Source organism: Methylobacterium symbioticum (assembly GCF_902141845.1).
In the GTDB taxonomy this organism is placed as follows: Bacteria; Pseudomonadota; Alphaproteobacteria; order Rhizobiales; family Beijerinckiaceae; genus Methylobacterium; species Methylobacterium symbioticum.
The window spans coordinates 26,494-42,531 of record NZ_CABFPH010000006.1 but is presented as its reverse complement, the minus strand read 5'-3'; the positions used below and the strand labels follow the sequence as shown (position 1 = coordinate 42,531).

The 16,038-nt window shown below is 69.3% G+C and carries 12 protein-coding genes; 6 read left to right on the top strand and 6 right to left on the bottom strand.

What is annotated here, in order from left to right; translation table 11 throughout:
- The first annotated feature begins 474 nt into the window (after window positions 1-474).
- The 5 genes from MET9862_RS03795 to MET9862_RS03775 all read left to right on the top strand — a co-directional run bounded on the left by MET9862_RS03795 (window position 475) and on the right by MET9862_RS03775 (window position 7,792).
- Window positions 475-867 carry a hypothetical protein gene (locus MET9862_RS03795; protein ID WP_142581781.1) on the top strand — a complete coding sequence of 131 codons (393 nt, stop codon included), beginning with the start codon at window positions 475-477 and terminating at the stop codon, window positions 865-867.
- An 83-nt stretch (window positions 868-950) separates the two neighbouring features.
- Window positions 951-2,672, top strand: a complete 1,722-nt coding sequence (locus tag MET9862_RS03790; protein WP_142581780.1) for an efflux RND transporter periplasmic adaptor subunit — start codon at window positions 951-953, stop codon at window positions 2,670-2,672.
- A 13-nt stretch (window positions 2,673-2,685) separates the two neighbouring features.
- Entirely contained in the window at window positions 2,686-5,901 is a 3,216-nt protein-coding gene (locus MET9862_RS03785; RefSeq protein WP_142581779.1) for an efflux RND transporter permease subunit, read from the top strand.
- 33 nt (window positions 5,902-5,934) lie between these two features.
- Window positions 5,935-6,300, top strand: a complete 366-nt coding sequence (locus MET9862_RS03780; RefSeq protein ID WP_142581778.1) for a hypothetical protein — start codon at window positions 5,935-5,937, stop codon at window positions 6,298-6,300.
- 85 nt (window positions 6,301-6,385) lie between these two features.
- Window positions 6,386-7,792, top strand: coding sequence for a TolC family outer membrane protein (locus MET9862_RS03775; RefSeq protein ID WP_142581777.1), 1,407 nt, complete (start codon window positions 6,386-6,388; stop codon window positions 7,790-7,792).
- A gap of 219 nt (window positions 7,793-8,011) precedes the next feature.
- Here MET9862_RS03775 and MET9862_RS03770 read toward each other — a convergent pair whose 3' ends face one another.
- The 6 genes from MET9862_RS03770 to MET9862_RS03745 form a co-directional block, all read right to left on the bottom strand.
- Window positions 8,012-8,953 carry a cation diffusion facilitator family transporter gene (locus MET9862_RS03770; protein ID WP_142581776.1) on the bottom strand — a complete coding sequence of 314 codons (942 nt, stop codon included), beginning with the start codon at window positions 8,951-8,953 and terminating at the stop codon, window positions 8,012-8,014.
- 43 nt (window positions 8,954-8,996) lie between these two features.
- A complete protein-coding gene (locus MET9862_RS03765) occupies window positions 8,997-9,569 on the bottom strand; it encodes a threonyl-trna synthetase (RefSeq protein WP_142581775.1) in 573 nt (190 codons plus the stop codon).
- Window positions 9,570-9,573: 4 nt separating this feature from the next.
- A complete protein-coding gene (locus tag MET9862_RS03760) occupies window positions 9,574-12,822 on the bottom strand; it encodes an efflux RND transporter permease subunit (protein WP_142581774.1) in 3,249 nt (1,082 codons plus the stop codon).
- Between the two features lie 11 nt (window positions 12,823-12,833).
- Complete coding sequence (locus tag MET9862_RS03755; protein ID WP_142581773.1) at window positions 12,834-14,192, bottom strand: efflux RND transporter periplasmic adaptor subunit; 1,359 nt, start codon at window positions 14,190-14,192, stop codon at window positions 12,834-12,836.
- 121 nt (window positions 14,193-14,313) lie between these two features.
- Entirely contained in the window at window positions 14,314-14,655 is a 342-nt protein-coding gene (locus MET9862_RS03750; RefSeq protein WP_306438891.1) for a hypothetical protein, read from the bottom strand.
- A gap of 435 nt (window positions 14,656-15,090) precedes the next feature.
- Entirely contained in the window at window positions 15,091-15,345 is a 255-nt protein-coding gene (locus MET9862_RS03745; RefSeq protein ID WP_142581772.1) for a hypothetical protein, read from the bottom strand.
- Between the two features lie 177 nt (window positions 15,346-15,522).
- Between MET9862_RS03745 and MET9862_RS03740 the strand changes: the two genes are divergently transcribed.
- Entirely contained in the window at window positions 15,523-15,927 is a 405-nt protein-coding gene (locus tag MET9862_RS03740) for a flagellar basal body rod C-terminal domain-containing protein (protein WP_142581771.1), read from the top strand.
- Window positions 15,928-16,038 lie beyond the last annotated feature (111 nt).

Sequence of the window (16,038 nt, the reverse complement as noted above, 5' to 3'; positions counted from 1 at the left end):
TCCGGACGTGCTCGACGTCGCCACGTGACCGAACCGCCGAGATCCGCCTCGATGCGGCCTCCGCCGACCTGCCGCTCCCGCCTCCGACCGCCAGTCGCCATGCCTCGAGGTCGGACCGGTCGGCGCCGCGGCCGTCTCGAGGGCCGTTCGTCCGGACCGAAGACGCGGCGATCCGACGCCGTTCGTCACGGAAGCGCCGACACGCAGGCGCCGAGATGCGAAGCGCCGGACGTGCCCCGAGCATGCCCGGCTCGAAGCCGGTACGCCGTCCACCCCACCGTCACAGGAAGGCGCTGGCTCGCACCGCGGCCGCGCGAGGCATCGGGAAGGCCTCGCGCGGAACTTCATTCCGATGGTCTCGCCGTCCTGCGGTGGTTTGAATGCGAGGTCGGCACGCGAACCGATCAGGGCGAGGCTGCTCGGCAACAGAAAGCGGATGGCCGGACGGCCAAGATGTGATATGGACGCCGCGTCATGTCGGCGACCCGGTCCCTTTGGCGCGAACTCCTCACGATCGTCCAGGTCGTGATGTTTGCCGCCTTCTCGATGGCGGGCGCGGGTCATGCGCATGCAGGCGCCAGCCACGCCGGCTATCCGAAGGTGGCTGTGGTCGACCATTCCGACAAATCGGATGCCGAGCTGTCGCGCGGCCTGTCAGACGACGTGGAACAACGGGACAACGGCGACGCATCGGCCGCACAATGCGGGATGAGCTGCTGCTGCTGCCAAGCCTCGCTCGCGCGCTGGTATTGTGCGGCCGTGCCCGTCTCCTGGCGTCTGGAGCGGACCTTGGCCGGGATCCGCGTCGTCGCGTTTGACAGCGTAAGTCCCGAGACGCTACCCGAGCCCCCTCGAACCTTCGCCTGAGGTCCGCGCTTCGACGCGCGTTCCGAGCGGTCGCCTGCGGAAGGTCGCCGCCGGCCTCCCATATCGCGAAGGCTTGATTCTCCATGCGTTCACTCTCCGCCTCCGCCCTGCGGATGGCCGTCCTGACGCTCGCCCTTTGGGCTTGCGCGCCGACGACTTCCTTCTCCCACGAAGGTCACGACCACGGCAGCGAAGCACAGGGTCCGCCGACGTCGACCGCGCCGCGCGGTACATCCAGCACGGATGCCCTCGAACTGGTGGCGATCGCCCGCGGCGGGCGGCTGGCGGTCTTCCTCGACCGCGCGGGCACGAACGAGCCGGTGACGGACGCCGCCGTGCAGGCGGAGACGCCCGAAGGACCGGCCGCCGGCACGCCGATGCCGGACGGCAGCTACGCGTTCGACGCTCCCTGGAGCGCCCATCCCGGCGAGCACGAGGTGCTGTTCACCGTGACGGCCGCCGGTGCCGCCGACATGTTTCCGGTCACGCTGGTCGTTCCGGAGCCGCAACCGGCGCCCCAGGCGGCGGGCGCTTCCGCCTGGACGATCGGCCTCGCGGCGGCCCACGACTTCCGGCGCCACCTCAAGGAGGCTGATCCGCTCCCGCTGGCGATCGGGGGAATCGGCTTTCTCCTGGGCATCGCCGTCACGCTTCTGATGCGTGGACGGCGCTACCTGCCCGCCACCGCCCTGGTCGCGCTCGTCGTTGCCCTCGCATTCGCGCCCCGTGCCTTCGCGGACGAAGGCCATGGCGGGACCGGCGCACCTGCGCCCCAGATTCTTCAGATGGCGGCGCCGAGCTCCCAGGACCTGGCGCGACGCCAGCCGGACGGATCGATCTTCGTGCCGAAGCCGACGCAGCGTGTCCTCGCGGTCAGGACCGTGGTGATCGCCTCCGATACCCTCCGTCGGACGATCGAACTCCCGGGCCGCATCGTTCCCGATCCGAGCGCCAGCGGCGTGGTCCAGTCCTCGGTCGGCGGCCGCCTTTCCCCTCCGGAGTCCGGAATCTTCCCACGGCTCGGCACGAAGGTGCGGAAGGGAGAGGTGCTGGCCTACGTGACGCCGCCGGTCCAGGCCGTCGACGTCTCCGACATGCGCCAGCGCCAGGGCGAGCTCGACCAGCAGATCGTGATCGTCGAGCGGCGGGTCGAGCGCTACCGCAAGCTCGCGCCAGGTGGTGCCGTCTCGCAGGTTCAGCTCGAGGACGCCCAGGCCGAGCTGAAAGGCCTGCTCGACCGCCGCTCGGCCCTCGACAACATCCGCCAGCAGCCCGAGGCGCTCAAGGCACCGGTCGACGGAGTCATCGCGGAGGCGAACGCGGTCGCCGGCCAGATGGCGAGCCCCGGCGTGCAGGTCTTCCAGATCGTCGATCCGACGCGCCTCTGGGTCGAGGCTCTGAGCTTCGACGCGCTGGCCGGCGGGCAGGACGCCACCGCACGCATGGCGAGCGGCCGGATGCTCCGTCTTGCCTACATGGGCGCGGGACTGGCCGACCGCAGCCAGGCCGTTCCCTTGCATTTCGCGGTGCAGGGCGCGCCGCCGGAACTGCGCACCGGGCAGTTCGTCACGGTGCTGGCCGCGACCGACGCGCAGCAGGCGGGATTGTCGCTGCCGCGCATGAGCGTGGTCCGCGGCGGAAACGGACAGAACATCGTCTACGAGCACACCGCCCCCGAGCGCTTCCAACCGCGCGAGGTGCGCGTCGAGCCCCTCGACGCAGGCCACGTTCTGGTCGTGTCCGGACTGGTGCCGGGCAAGCGGATCGTGACCCAGGGTGCCGAACTCCTCAACCAGGTCCGCTGAGGAGAGGCGCCCGATGTTCACGCTCCTCGTCACGCAGTCCCTGCGCAACCGCCTGCTCGTGCTGGCGCTCGCGGCCGTGCTCGTCCTCTACGGATCCTTCGTCGTGACGAAGCTGCCGGTGGACGTCTTCCCCGACCTCAACCGGCCGACCGTCACCATCATGACCGAGGCGGAGGGCCTCGCGCCCCAGGAGGTCGAGCAGCTCGTCACCTTCCCCCTCGAGACGCAGATGAACGGCCTGCCCGGCGTCACCCGCGTCCGCTCGGTCTCGGGCGTCGGCCTCTCGGTGATCTACGTCGAGTTCGACTGGGGCACCGACATCTACCGCAACCGCCAGCAGGTCTCAGAGAGGCTTGCGATGGTGCGGCCGCAACTGCCCCCGACCGTGAATCCGATGATGGGCCCGGTCTCCTCGATCATGGGCCAGATCGTAATGGTGGCGTTGAGCGGCGGCTCGGTCTCGCCGATGCAGCTGCGGGAACTGGCCGACTTCACCATCCGGCCGCGCCTGCTCGCGATCCCCGGCGTGGCGCAGGTGATCCCGATGGGCGGCGAGGTGCGTCAGTTCCGGGTGGCGCCCCAGCCCACGGCGCTCCGTGCGCTCGGCATCACGCACATCCAACTGGAGACGGCGCTCGCCCAGTTCGGCACCAATACCGGCGGCGGCTTCACCGACCAGTATGCCCGCGAGTACCTGATCCGGAACCTCGGCCGGACCATGAACCTCGACGACCTGCGCAACATGGTCGTGGCCACGGTCAACAACCGACCGGTCTACCTTCGGCAGGTGGCCGAGGTCTCCTTCGCCGCCCGGGTGAAGCGGGGCGATGCGGGCTACATGGGCGCGCCGGCCGTCGTCGTCTCGGTGGAGAAGCAGCCGGGCGTCGATACGGTCCGCCTCACCCGCGAGGTCGAAGCGGCGCTCAAGGACATCACCGCCAGCCTGAACGCCTGCGGCGCCGGTGCGGGAAAGACCGGGGCCTCGTCCCTGACGGAGCCGGCCGGCGAGGCCTGCGCGTTCAAGGGCGTACGCGCGGACCAACTGATCTTCCGGCAGGCCAATTTCATCGAAACCTCGATCCGCAACGTCGAGACCGTGCTGATGGAGGCGGTCGTCGTCGTCGCGGTCGTGCTGTTCGCCTTCCTGCTCAACGTGCGCACCACCGCGATCTCGCTGACCGCGATCCCGGTCTCGATCCTCGCCACCGCCATCGTGTTCCACCTCGCGGGGCTCTCCATCAACACGATGACGCTCGGCGGGCTCGCCATCGCCATCGGCGAGCTCGTCGACGACGCCGTGGTCGACGTGGAGAACATCTTCCGGCGCCTCGGCGAGAACCGGAAGGCCGGCAATCCACGCTCCGTCTTCGAGGTGGTGGTCTCCGCCTCGAACGAGGTGCGCTCCGGCATCGTCTACGCGACGATGGTGATCGTGCTGGTCTTCGTGCCGCTCTTCGCCCTGTCGGGCATCGAGGGCCGGCTCTTCGCGCCTCTGGGACAAGCCTACATCGTCTCGATCCTGGCGAGCCTCCTCGTCTCGATCACCCTGACGCCGGTGCTGGCCTACTACCTGCTGCCGGGCCTGAAGCGGCTGGAGGAGCACGAGAGCGGGCTCGTGCGCGTGCTCAAGCGCGCCAATGCCGCGTTGCTGCGCGGCCTGCTCGGGCACGCCCGGCTGGTGATGGCGGTCGCGGGCCTGGGGGTGGCGGTGGCGGGGATCGCGGCATCCTTCCTGCCTCGGACGTTCCTGCCGCCCTTCAACGAGGGCTCGTTCACGGTCAACATGACCTTCAATCCCGGCATCTCGCTGGCCGAGAGCAACCGCATCGGACTCGTCGCCGAGCGCCTGCTCCTGGAGATGCCGGACGTGAAATCCATCGGGCGTCGCACCGGCCGGGCCGAGCTCGACGAGCATGCCGAGGGCGTGCATTCCTCCGACTTGGAGGTCGACCTGAAGCCGGGCGCCCGGCCCAAACCCGAGCTCGTCGCCGACATCCGCGGGCGGCTCGCGGTGCTCCCCGTCAACGTGAATGTCGGCCAGCCGATCTCGCACCGGCTCGACCACATGCTGTCCGGCGTGCGCGCCGAGATTGCGCTGAAGATCTTCGGCGAGGACCTCGACACCCTACGCGCCCTCGCCGAGGACCTGCGGCAGCGCATGGCCGAGATCCCCGGCCTCGCCGACCTCCAGGTCGAGAAGCAGGTGCTGATCCCGCAACTCGAGATCCGCGTCGACTACGCCCGGGCCGCCCTCTACGGCGTGCAGCCCGCCGCCCTGGTCGAGCAGTTGAGCCGCCTGTCCAACGGGCAGGTGGTCTCGCGGGTGGTGGACGGCTATCGCCGCTTCGACGTGGTGATGCGCCTCTCCGACACCATGCGCACCACTCAGCGCCTCGGCGACCTCCTCGTCGAGACGCCGTCCGGCTGGGTGCCGGCGCGGCAGATCGCCGACATCCGCGAGACGGACGGGCCGAACCAGATCCTGCGCGAGAATGCCCGTCGCCGCATCGTCGTGCAGGCCAATACCCAGGCCGGCTCCGACATGGGCAGGATCGTCCAAGCCATCCAGGAGAAGGTCGCCACGACGAACCTACCCAACGGCTACACCACCAGCCTCGAGGGCTCCTTCCAGGCGCAGGCGGAGGCGAGCCGGACCATCGGCCTGCTCTCGCTCCTCTCGCTCGCGCTGGTCTTCGCCCTGCTCTACAGCCGCTACCGCTCGGTGGTGTTCACGCTGATCATCCTCGGCAGCATCCCGCTGGCGCTTATCGGCTCGGTGGCAGCCCTCTGGCTCGCCGGGCAGCCGCTCTCGGTGGCCTCGATGATCGGCTTCATCACGCTGACCGGCATCGCCACCCGCAACGGCATCCTGAAGATCAGCCACTACCTGAACCTCGCGATCCATGACGGGCTCCCCTTCGGTCGGGAACTCGTGATCCGCGGCAGCCTGGAGCGGCTGGCGCCGGTGCTGATGACCGCGCTTTCTGCGGGCGTCGCGCTTGTGCCGCTGCTGATCGGGGCCGACGCGCCGGGCAAGGAGATCCTCCACCCGGTGGCGGTGACGATCTTCGGCGGGCTGATCAGCGCAACGCTCCTCGACACGGTCCTGACGCCGGTCCTGTTCCTGACCTTCGGTCGCAAGCCGCTCGAACGGCTGCGAACCGATGCTCTACGCCATTCGGAGGTCTCTCCCGACACTCCGGGTAGCACGCCGGTCGAGGCGTTCTGAGGCCAACTCAACCAACCGAGAAAGGACATCACCATGCGCTCTGCATTTCGCATCGCGGCCGTCGCCATGGCCCTGGCCACCGCGTCGCCGTCGCTCGCCGCAGGCCCGAACGGCGGTCAGACCACGGTCTCCGACGGCCATCCCATCGAGTTCGTCGCCTCCGAGAGCGGCGTCACGTTCTTCCTGACCGGCGAGGACGGGAAGCCGGTCGACACGGCTGGCCTCACGGCGAAGGCCTTCGTACAGGCCGGAAGCAAGACCGAGACGCTGACTCTGAAGCCCGCCGCCCCGAACAAGCTCGTCGGCGACCTGAAGGCTCCGCTGGCCGCGGGCGCGAAGGTCGTGCTCTCCGCCAAGGTGCATGGACACACCATCCAGGCGCGCTTCGAGAAGCAGTAGGCCGGTCCGCCGACCCGAGCCGCGCCGGATCACCTGCGCGGCTCGTCATATGAACCGTCGAAGCCGACGAATTGGGCAAGAGTTCATGGTTTTGCGTCGATCTTTCCGGGAGTGCGAGAAATCGCTCTGCGCACGATCCGCGGCGTTCGGGCTCGCGTCGGTCGTAGCCGCGTCCCTCGCGCCGGCCTCGGCCGAGACGCTGGAAAGCGCGATGGCCAAGGCCTACGGCGGCAACCCCCAGTTGAACGCCAGCCGGGCGCTCACCCGCGTGCGCGACGAGGACGTCGCCATCGCCCAGTCGGGCTATCGCCCGACCGCGTCGATCAACGTGCAGGCCGGCGTCACCCAGCAGGAGGGCAGCCTCGAAGGGGGCACTCGGCAGCAGCTCCTGAAGCCGGCCTCGGCGGGCCTCGTCGTCAACCAGACCCTGTTCAACGGCTTCCAGACCGACAACAACACCCGCCGTGCCGAATCGGGCGTGTACGGCCAGCGCGAGACGCTGCGCTTCACCGAGATGTCGGTCCTGTTCAGCGCCGCGCAGTCGTACATGAACGTCCTCGCCGACACGGCGACCCTGGAGCTGCGGCGCAACAACGTCGAGGTGCTCGAGGAGCAGCTCCGCCAGACCCGCGACCGCTTCAACGTCGGCGAGGTGACCCGCACCGACGTCGCCCAGGCCGAGGCGCGCCTCGCGGGCGCCCGCGCCGACGTGAGCGCCGCCGAATCGGCTCTGCGCACCTCGATCGGCATCTACCGCCAGAACATCGGCGTCGAGCCGCGCCAGCTCGCCCCCGGCCGCCCGCTCGACCGCTACGTGCCGGCGAGCCTCGACCAGGCGGTCGCCGTCGGCCTCAAGGAGCACCCGCAGATCCTCTCGGCCTTCCACGCGGTCGACGCGGCCGAGGCCCAGGTGAAGGTGTTCGAGGGCACGCTCTACCCGACGCTCAGCGTGCAGGGCCAAGTGCAGCAGGCCTACGACCAGCAGCTCGCCAACACGAGCGGTTACGCGGCCTCGATCCTCGGCCGCCTGACCATCCCGCTCTACCAGGGCGGCCAGGAATACGCGCAGATCCGCCAGGCCAAGGAGACGGCCGGGCAGCGCCGCATCGAGGCGGAGCAGGTGCGCGATCAGGTCCGGGCCCAGATCGTCGATTTCTGGGGACGGCTCGAGGCGGCCAAGGCCCGCGTGATCGCCTCCCAGGCGCAGGTCCAGGCCAACGAGGTGGCGCTGAACGGCGTGCGCGAAGAAGCGCGCGTCGGCCAGCGCACCACCCTCGACGTGCTGAACGCGCAGCAGGAACTGCTCAACGCCCGCGTGAACCTGATCACGGCGCAGCGCGACCGCGTGATCTTCTCCTACGGCGTCGTGCAGGCGATCGGCCGGCTGACGGTGCGCTTCACCGCCGTGCCGGTGGCGGCCTACAGCCCGAAGACGCATTTCGACCAGGTCAAGGATCTCTGGTTCGGCGTGCGCACCGCTGACGGTCGCTGACGGGTTGCACGCCGCATCGGCACCCCGGCGCTCCGCCTAGGCGAAGCGTCCCAGAAGCATCAGCAATCCCACCAGGGCGGCGACGATGATCCCCGCCTTGAGAAGATCGCGGCCCGCCGCCTTCCGGATGTGCGGCCGGGCTCGTCTCCTGCCGCGAGGACTCGAGCCCCATTCCAGCTGCTCGCGAGCGAGCTTCTTTCCCGCCATGGCCGGAGGATCTCAGACGGGAAGCTTGGCTGCTTCCGCTGCCAAAGACTCGTCCTCGATCTGGACGGTGACGTGCTCGATGCCGTGCCGCTCCTTCATCAGGGAGCGGACCGCCCTGATGACGCCGGGGGCATCGGCGGTATCGTCCACGACCACATGGCCGCTCATCGCATCGAACCCGGAAGTCAGCGTCCAGGCATGCAGGTCGTAGACGCGCCGCACGCCCGGCATCGCCTCGATCTCGGCCTTCAGGTCCGCGAGGTCGACACCCGGCGGCGTGCCTTCCAGCAGGATGTGCAGCGCCTCGTTGAGGAGCCGCCAGGTGCGCGGCACGATGAACAGGCCGATGCCGGCGCCGACGAGCGGATCGATCCAGCGCCAGCCCGTCGCCATCACCAGAAGGGCCGCGACGATGACGCCGACCGAGCCCAGCATGTCGGAGAACACCTCGAAGTAGGCGCCCTTGACGTTGAGGCTCTCGGACGAGCCGCCGGAAAGCAGCTTCATGCTGGCGAGGTTCACGCCGAGGCCGACGAGCGCCACCAGCATCATCGGCCAGCCGAGGATCTCGTTGGGCTCGACGAAGCGCCTGTAGGCCTCGTAGAGGATGTAGGCCGTCACCCCGAGCAGCACGACGGCGTTGGCGAGCGCCGCGAGGATCTCGAAGCGCATGTAGCCGAAGCTCTTTCCCGGCGTGGGCGCCTTGGCGGCGTAGTGGATGGCGAGCAGGGCCAGGGCGAGGCCGCCCGCGTCCGTGACCATGTGCGCGGCGTCGGCCAGCAGCGCGAGGCTGCCCGTCAACAGGCCGCCCACGACCTCGGCCAGCATGTAGGTCAGCGTCAGCCCCAGCGCCCAGGCAAGCCGACCCTTGTTCCTCGCCGCGGCCGAACTCGATGGGATGCCCCCTCCATGGGAATGTCCGCGGGCGGCTCCGTGCGAGTGTCCCTGACCCATGATCCGATTTCCGTCCGTTGTGATGTCCATGCAGCCCTCGGCCTCAAGGATCGGCCGAGCCGAACAGGTCGGCCACGTGCGCGCCCGCGACGTGACCCGTCTGCCCCCTATGGCTTTCCGAGCAGGCCGCGTAGCCGGGGCCGTAGGCGGCCATGACGAGCTCGCGTCGTCCGTCCGGGGTCGCGCGGCTGGCCAGGAGCGCCTGCCCGCCGGGCCAGACCTCGGCATCGGCCGACGGTCCCCGTTCGGGTTCGCCGTAGCGGCGCACGCCCTCCTCGCGGATGGCCCGGCGCGCCTGCGCCAGTTCCTCCCCGTCCAGCGGCATGCCTACCCAGATCACCTGCTGCAACCCTTCGTCCCTGCAGACCACCAGGACCACCAGCGCCGTTCCGGCCCCGACCGCGGGACCCCAGCCCTGCGGGTAGTACAGGGCGGTCAAATTTGCCTCGCGGTCGGCCTTCAGCGGACGCGGCACCCGGTCGATCGGACCCCAGGCGAGACCGAACGGCGCCGTGAGGCCGGACGGCGCCTCCCCGGCCAAGGCAGCCGTCGCCCAGGCCTGTCCGACGGCGAACGCCGCCCAGGCCGTGCCCGCCCACGTCGCGACGCGGCGCACCTGCCTACTCCGCCGCCTTGAGGCGCCGCGGCGACGTTTCCACCGTCCGTCCCACCGCCTTCGGCGCGGATCCCTTGCCGAAACGGGCGTAGAGTGCGGGCAGAACGAGCAAGGTCAGCACGGTGGCGCTGATCAGGCCGCCGATGACCACGGTGGCGAGCGGCCGCTGGATCTCGGCCCCCGTCTCGGTCGCGATCGCCATCGGGACGAAGCCGAGCGAGGCGACGAGCGCCGTCATGGCCACCGGCCGCAGCCGGGTCATGGCGCCCTCCAGGATGGCCTCCCGCTTCGGCCGGCCCTCCGCGATCAACTGCTTGATGAAGGTCAGCATCACCAAGCCGTTCAGCACCGCCACGCCCGAGAGCGCGATGAAGCCGACCGCCGCCGGCACAGAGATGGGCATGTCCCGCAACCAGAGCGCCGCGATCCCGCCCGTGAGCGCCAGCGGCACCGCGCTGAACACCAGGAGCGCGTCGCGCGGAGTGCCGAGCGCCGAGTAGAGCAGCAGGAAGATCAGGAAGAAGCAGACCGGAACGACGACCATGAGACGCTGCTTGGCCGAGGCGAGGTTCTCGAACTGCCCGCCCCAGGTCACGTAGTAGCCGGCGGGCAGTTGCACCTGGCTCGCGACCTTCCCTTGCGCCTCGGCGACGAGCGAGCCGATGTCGCGGCCCCGGACGTTGGCCGTCACGACGACGCGCCGCTTGCCGTTCTCGCGGCTGATCTGGTTCGGCCCCTCGGTCACCGAGAAGCTCGCCACCTGCTTCAGCAGAACCGAGGATGCCCGACCGTTCGTTCCGGGCGGCAGCGGCACCGGAATGTTCTCCAGGGCCTCGCGGTCCTCGCGAACCTTGTCCGTGAGGCGCACGACGATGGGGAAGCGCCGATCGCCCTCGAAGACGACGCCGGCGTCGCGTCCGCCGATGGCCGCACCGATGACTTCCTGGATGGCGCCGGTGCTGAGCCCGTACCGGGCCGCCTCCGCCTTGTTGATCTTGATTTCCAGGAAGGGCAGACCGGCGGTCTGCTCGACCTTCACGTCCTCGGCGCCGGCGATGCTCTTCAACGCCGCCGCGACCTGGTTGGCCGCCTTCAGCATCGGCTCGAACTCCTCGCCGAACACCTTCACGGCAAGGTCGCCGCGGGTGCCGGCCAGCAGCTCGTTGAAGCGCAGCTGGATCGGCTGCGAGAACTCGTAGACGTTGCCGGCGAGCTCGCCGACCGCCTTCTCGATCTGCTCCTGGAGCTCGGCCTTGGACAGCTGCGGGTCGGGCCACTCCTCCTGCGGCTTGAGGATGATGAAGGTGTCGGAGGAGTTCGGCGGCATGGGGTCGGAGGCGACCTCCGCCGTGCCGGTCTTCGAGAAGACGTAGGCGACCTGCGGGAACCTGGAGACAGCCTGCTCGACCTTGAGCTGCATCGCCTGAGACTGGGTCAGCGAGGTCGAGGGGATGCGCATCGCGTTCAGCGCGATGCTCTTCTCGTCGAGCTGCGGGATGAACTCCGTGCCGAGCCGCGTGGACAGTACGCCGGCGCCGACGAGCAGCAGCAGCGAGCCTCCGACGAAGGCAAGCGGCGCCCGGACCGCCGCGGTCAGGGCCGGGCGGTAGACAGCCTTGAAAGTCCGGATGATGAGGTTGTCCTTCTCGGTGACCTTGCCGGTGATGACGATGGCGATCAGCGCCGGCACGAAGGTGAGCGACAGGACGAAGGCCGCTGCGAGGGCGATGATGACCGTCGCCGCCATCGGCTCGAACATCTTGCCCTCAACGCCCGTGAAGGTGAGGAGCGGCACGTAGACGAGGATGATGATGGCTTGGCCGTAGAGGGACGGCTTGATCATCTCCTCGGCCGAGGCGCGCACGGTCTGGAGCCGCTCCTCGGTGTCGAGGGTGCGCCCGAGCTCGTGCTGCTTCTCCGCGAGATGGCGCAGCGCGTTCTCGGTGATGATCACCGCCCCGTCGACGATCAGACCGAAGTCGAGCGCGCCCAGGCTCATCAGGTTGGCCGAGATCTTCGCCTCGACCATGCCGGTCATGGTCATCAGCATGGCGACCGGGATGACCAGCGCCGTGATGACGGCCGCGCGGATGTTGCCGAGCAGCAGGAACAGGATGACGATGACGAGGCCCGCGCCCTCGGACAGGTTCTTGACCACTGTCTTGACCGTCGCCTCGACGAGGCGGGTGCGGTCGAGGACGGTCTGGACCTCGACTCCAGGCGGCAGCGACTTGCGGATCTGGTCCATCTTGGCGTCGACCGCGGCCGCGACCGTGCGGCTGTTCTCGCCGATCAGCATGAGGGCGGTGCCGACGACCACCTCCTGCCCGTTCTCGGAGCCCGAGCCCGTGCGCAGGTCGCGCCCGATGCGGACCTCGGCGATGTCCCTGATCCGGACCGGGATGCCGTTCCGGGTCGCGACCACGACGGTGCCGATGTCGTCCATGCTCTCCAGGCGGCCGGCGGCGCGCACGACGTAGCCCTCGCCGTTGTCCTCCAGGTAGCGGGCGCCCTGGTTGGCGTTGTTCGCCTCCAGCGCTCGCGCGATGTCGCCGAAGGACAGGTCGAGGGAGGCGAGCTTCGTCGGGTCGGGCTGGACGTGGTATTGCTTCTCGAAGCCGCCGATGCCGTCGACGCCGGCCACGCCGGGCACGGTCTTGATCTGGGGCCGGATGATCCAATCCTGGACGGTGCGCAGGTAGGCGGTCTGCTCCAGCTCGGTCCTCAGGCGCTGGCCTTCGGGCGTCAGGTAGCTGCCGTCCGGCTGCCAGCCGGGCTTCCCCTCGGCCGAGACCTTGCGCTCCCCGGCCTTCGCGTAGTGGATCGACCACATGTAGATTTCGCCGAGACCGGTCGAGATCGGGCCCATGCTGGGCTCGGCGCCGGGCGGCAGGTCCTGCTTCACCTGTGCGAGACGCTCGGCGACCTGCTGGCGGGCGAAGTAGATGTCGAGCTTCTCCGCGAAGACGGCCGTGACCTGGGAGAAGCCGTTGCGCGAGAGCGAGCGGGTGTATTCCAGGCCCTTGATGCCGGCGAGCGCGGTCTCGACCGGGTAGGTGACCTGCTTCTCGATGTCGACCGGCGAGAGCGAGGGCGCTGTCGTGTTGATCTGCACCTGGTTGTTGGTGATGTCCGGAACCGCGTCGACCGGAAGCTTCGTCACCGCGTAGCCGCCAAACGCGGCGGCGAGCAGCGACAGCAGCAGCACGAGCCAGCGCTGGTGGACGGAGAAGTCGAGGATGCGGCTGATCATCTCGGGCCTCCTCAGTGGCCGTGCTCGGCTTCGCTCTTCCCGAGCTCGGCCTTGAGGAGGAAGGTGTTGGCGACGGCGATGTCCTCGCCGGGCTTGAGCCCGGAGACGACCTCGAAGGCGTCGTCGTCCGAGCGCCCGAGCTCGACCGGGCGCTTCTCGAAGCCCTCGTCCGTTCGCACGAAGACGACCCGCTTGCCCTCCATGGTCTGCAGCGCGGCCTTCGGCACGCGAACCGGGACCGTGTCCTGCGCGATCTCGATCTCGGCAGTGACGTAGGTGCCGGGCCGCCACGCCATGTCCTTGTTGGGCAGCGAGACGACGACCCGGGCCGACCGGGTGTCGGCGTTCAGCAACGGGCTGACGAAGATGACCTTGCCCAGCTCTCGGCGCTCGGCGCCGTCTTCGGTCAGCTTGACCGCCACAGCCGCGCCTTCGCGGACCTTGGGAAGGTCGGCGGTGGAGACCGAGAGTTCGATCCAGACGGTCGAGAGGTCGGCCACGGTGTAGAGGTCGGCCGGATCGCCCTCCTTGCCGACCGAGGTGCCGACGTCGACCTTCCGCTCGACGATGCGGCCGGTGAGCGGCGAGCGCAGTTCGTACTGGCGCAGGGTCGAGGTGTTGGGCGTCGTCTCGTCCTGCTTGGCGAGCTTGGCCACCTCCGCGGCGTTCAGCCCGAGCGCCGAAAGCTTCTGGCGGGCGAGGTCCTGGCGCAGGGCCGCCTCTGAATAGACGGCCTTGGCGTTCAGGAAGGCGGACTCGGCCGAAATGCGCTTGTCCCAGAGGGCCTGCTGCCGATCGAAGTTGGTCTTCTCCAACTCGGCCTTGACCGAGGCGGTCAGGTACTCGCTCTTGGCGTCGGCGACTTCGCGGCTGTCGAGAACGGCGACGACCTCTCCTTTCTTCACGGCATCGCCCAGACGCTTGCGCATCTCGGCCACCGTGCCGACCACCCGGGCCGGCACACGCGCGATGCGGTCCGCGTCGGGCGTGATCGTGCCGGGCACCAGGATGTGCCGGGACAGGGTTCCACCGCCGGCTTTGGCGACCTCGATGTCCTGGTTCGCGATCTGCTCGGCGGTCATCTTGAGATGACCTTCCTCGCCCTCGGCTTCCGAATGCTCGTGCCCGCCCCCGATGCCGCCTCCGACGGCCGCGGCGTTCCTTCCGGAGCCGCTGCCGTCCGGGCGGCCTGCGTCGCCGGCGGAAGGACTCCCGCCGGAATCCGGGCCGGGGGAGGCCGCCTGGACGAAGAAGGATGGAAGAAGACCGTCGGCGGTCGACGGACCGCGGACGAAGCTCGATGCGGCGGGAACGGCGGCGGCCACGAGGGCGCCTGCGGCCAGAGGGGCCGCGGTCAGGAGGATGCGCATGATGTCGGCCCTGCCAAGGTCCGAAGCCCGTCGGGGCGTCGAAGTCGGACCCGATTCGTGACGTGAAGGGGTGGTCCGGATCAGGATCCGGATACGGGACGCGCGCCTTCGCGGCGTCGGCTCACGCGCGAGGCGGTCTGGGCAGACGGTTGGGAAAGACCGATGAGGCGGTCTCGGACATCCGCGCGTAGCTCGGACGCGAAGCCTCCGGCAGTGTCGTCAGGTCCATCGCGTCCAGCTTTGCGACGACATGGCAGCCGCAATGGGCGTGGCAGGCAAGGCCGGGGTCGAACGCCGAAGCTCCGCCGGCGGCCGGATCCGACGTCATCGCGAGCTCGATGCCGTTGTTCGAGCCGCCTCCATGGAACGCGGCATCCTCGGCGAAGCCGGCAACGGGCGCGGCGACGGCCAGCGCAAGGACGAGCGCGAGCGCGCGGGCGGCTGCCGCCCACCAGCCCGTCACTGCCCCGAAGGCACTCTGGCGTCGTGCCGAAGTCATCGCGTCCCTTATGTACGATTCCCCGCGGCGACCACAAGCCGACATCGCCGGACGTCGTACGTTTTGCGCAAGGAGAACTTGACGGGAATGCCGTGGAACGTCCCGCGGCGGCAGGCCGATCGCCGATCCGGGAACCTGGATGTGCCGAGTGCCGGGCCGGACGGCCCGAGGAGCGTCGTTCGTCGCCGGTCGACGGAGCAGGTGCCCGTCCTGACCCGAGCCAGGACGGGCTTATCACGGTGCGGTTGAGGGGCTGGATTGCACCGTGAACGATGTCGGGCGCCTGCGGGGGCGGGCGCCCGGGAACGTGGCCGCGCAGGCCGTGGACATGCGGATCACGCCGGGCAGGGTCCGCCTCCGGCTCCGCCGTCCCGGGCTGTTGGACCTATCGTCCGGACGTCACTTCCTGCCCACGTCGTGTCCGTGTGCGTGGCCGTCCTTCTCGGAGTGCACCGGCGTGCCGTCGGGGCGCCTCTCCTGAGCTTCGCGGACGCGCGGATCGTCGCTGTGCGTCGGTCCTCCCGATACGCCGCCCGTATTCGGGACCGCGCGCTCCGGATTCGAAGCGTTGCCATGCCCGTCGACGGCGAGGACCGGGGTCGCCGCTCCCGTCAGCATTCCGAACGTGATCAAGGCGGCGAACAGGCGCTTCATAGGCTGAGCTCCGGATTCCAGACGGCGGCTGCCGCACGGATACCCAGATAGCGAAGCCGTTTGTCTGCAGGTTGCCCCGTCCGTGGCAAAGTGTGTCGGCGCCTTACGCGCTATGGTTGAGTTTGGCTAACCTGCGGCTGCCGGATCTCGACGCCGGCATCGCGGAGGCCGACGGCAATGGCAAGGGAAGTGTCCGGAGGAGACCTGGCGGCGGCGGCGCTCCGGATCCATCAGGGAAGGATACGCGTCTCGGTCGAGAATCTCGCGAACGCACAATCCTCGGCGTCCACGCCCGGCGGCGAACCCTATCGGCGCAAGATTGCGGTCTTCGAGCCGATCACAGGCGAGACCGACGAGCCGCCGGCAGTTCGGATCGTGCGGGACCGGACCGCCTTTCCGACGATCCAGAGTCCCGGCCATCCCGCCGCCGATGCGCAGGGCAACCTCAAGCTTCCCAACGTCCGACCTGCCACGGAAATGGGCGAGCTGCGCTCCGCCATGCGTGCCTACGAGGCGAACCTGCGCACCATAGCGACGCTGGACGATGTGAAGGGAAGGACGATCGACCTGCTGAAGAGTTGACCGACGTCGCCGACCCGCATCCTCGACCGTCCGCGTTCCTCCCGCAGCCGGACCGACAGAACGACGAACCCGCTCGGCGCTGCGATGTCCCGGGCCTCGGGAGCATCTGCG

What these genes read in the sequence shown, in the direction of transcription:
- MET9862_RS03745 (WP_142581772.1), bottom strand. Translation starts at nt 15,345, where the DNA reads ATGAAGCGCCTGTTCGCCGCCTTGATCACGTTCGGAATGCTGACGGGA.
- MET9862_RS03790 (WP_142581780.1), top strand. Translation starts at nt 951, where the DNA reads ATGCGTTCACTCTCCGCCTCCGCCCTGCGGATGGCCGTCCTGACGCTC.
- MET9862_RS03740 (WP_142581771.1), top strand. Translation starts at nt 15,523, where the DNA reads ATGGCAAGGGAAGTGTCCGGAGGAGACCTGGCGGCGGCGGCGCTCCGG.
- MET9862_RS03775 (WP_142581777.1), top strand. Translation starts at nt 6,386, where the DNA reads ATGGTTTTGCGTCGATCTTTCCGGGAGTGCGAGAAATCGCTCTGCGCA.
- MET9862_RS03755 (WP_142581773.1), bottom strand. Translation starts at nt 14,192, where the DNA reads ATGCGCATCCTCCTGACCGCGGCCCCTCTGGCCGCAGGCGCCCTCGTG.
- MET9862_RS03770 (WP_142581776.1), bottom strand. Translation starts at nt 8,953, where the DNA reads ATGGGTCAGGGACACTCGCACGGAGCCGCCCGCGGACATTCCCATGGA.
- MET9862_RS03785 (WP_142581779.1), top strand. Translation starts at nt 2,686, where the DNA reads ATGTTCACGCTCCTCGTCACGCAGTCCCTGCGCAACCGCCTGCTCGTG.
- MET9862_RS03760 (WP_142581774.1), bottom strand. Translation starts at nt 12,822, where the DNA reads ATGATCAGCCGCATCCTCGACTTCTCCGTCCACCAGCGCTGGCTCGTG.
- MET9862_RS03780 (WP_142581778.1), top strand. Translation starts at nt 5,935, where the DNA reads ATGCGCTCTGCATTTCGCATCGCGGCCGTCGCCATGGCCCTGGCCACC.
- MET9862_RS03795 (WP_142581781.1), top strand. Translation starts at nt 475, where the DNA reads ATGTCGGCGACCCGGTCCCTTTGGCGCGAACTCCTCACGATCGTCCAG.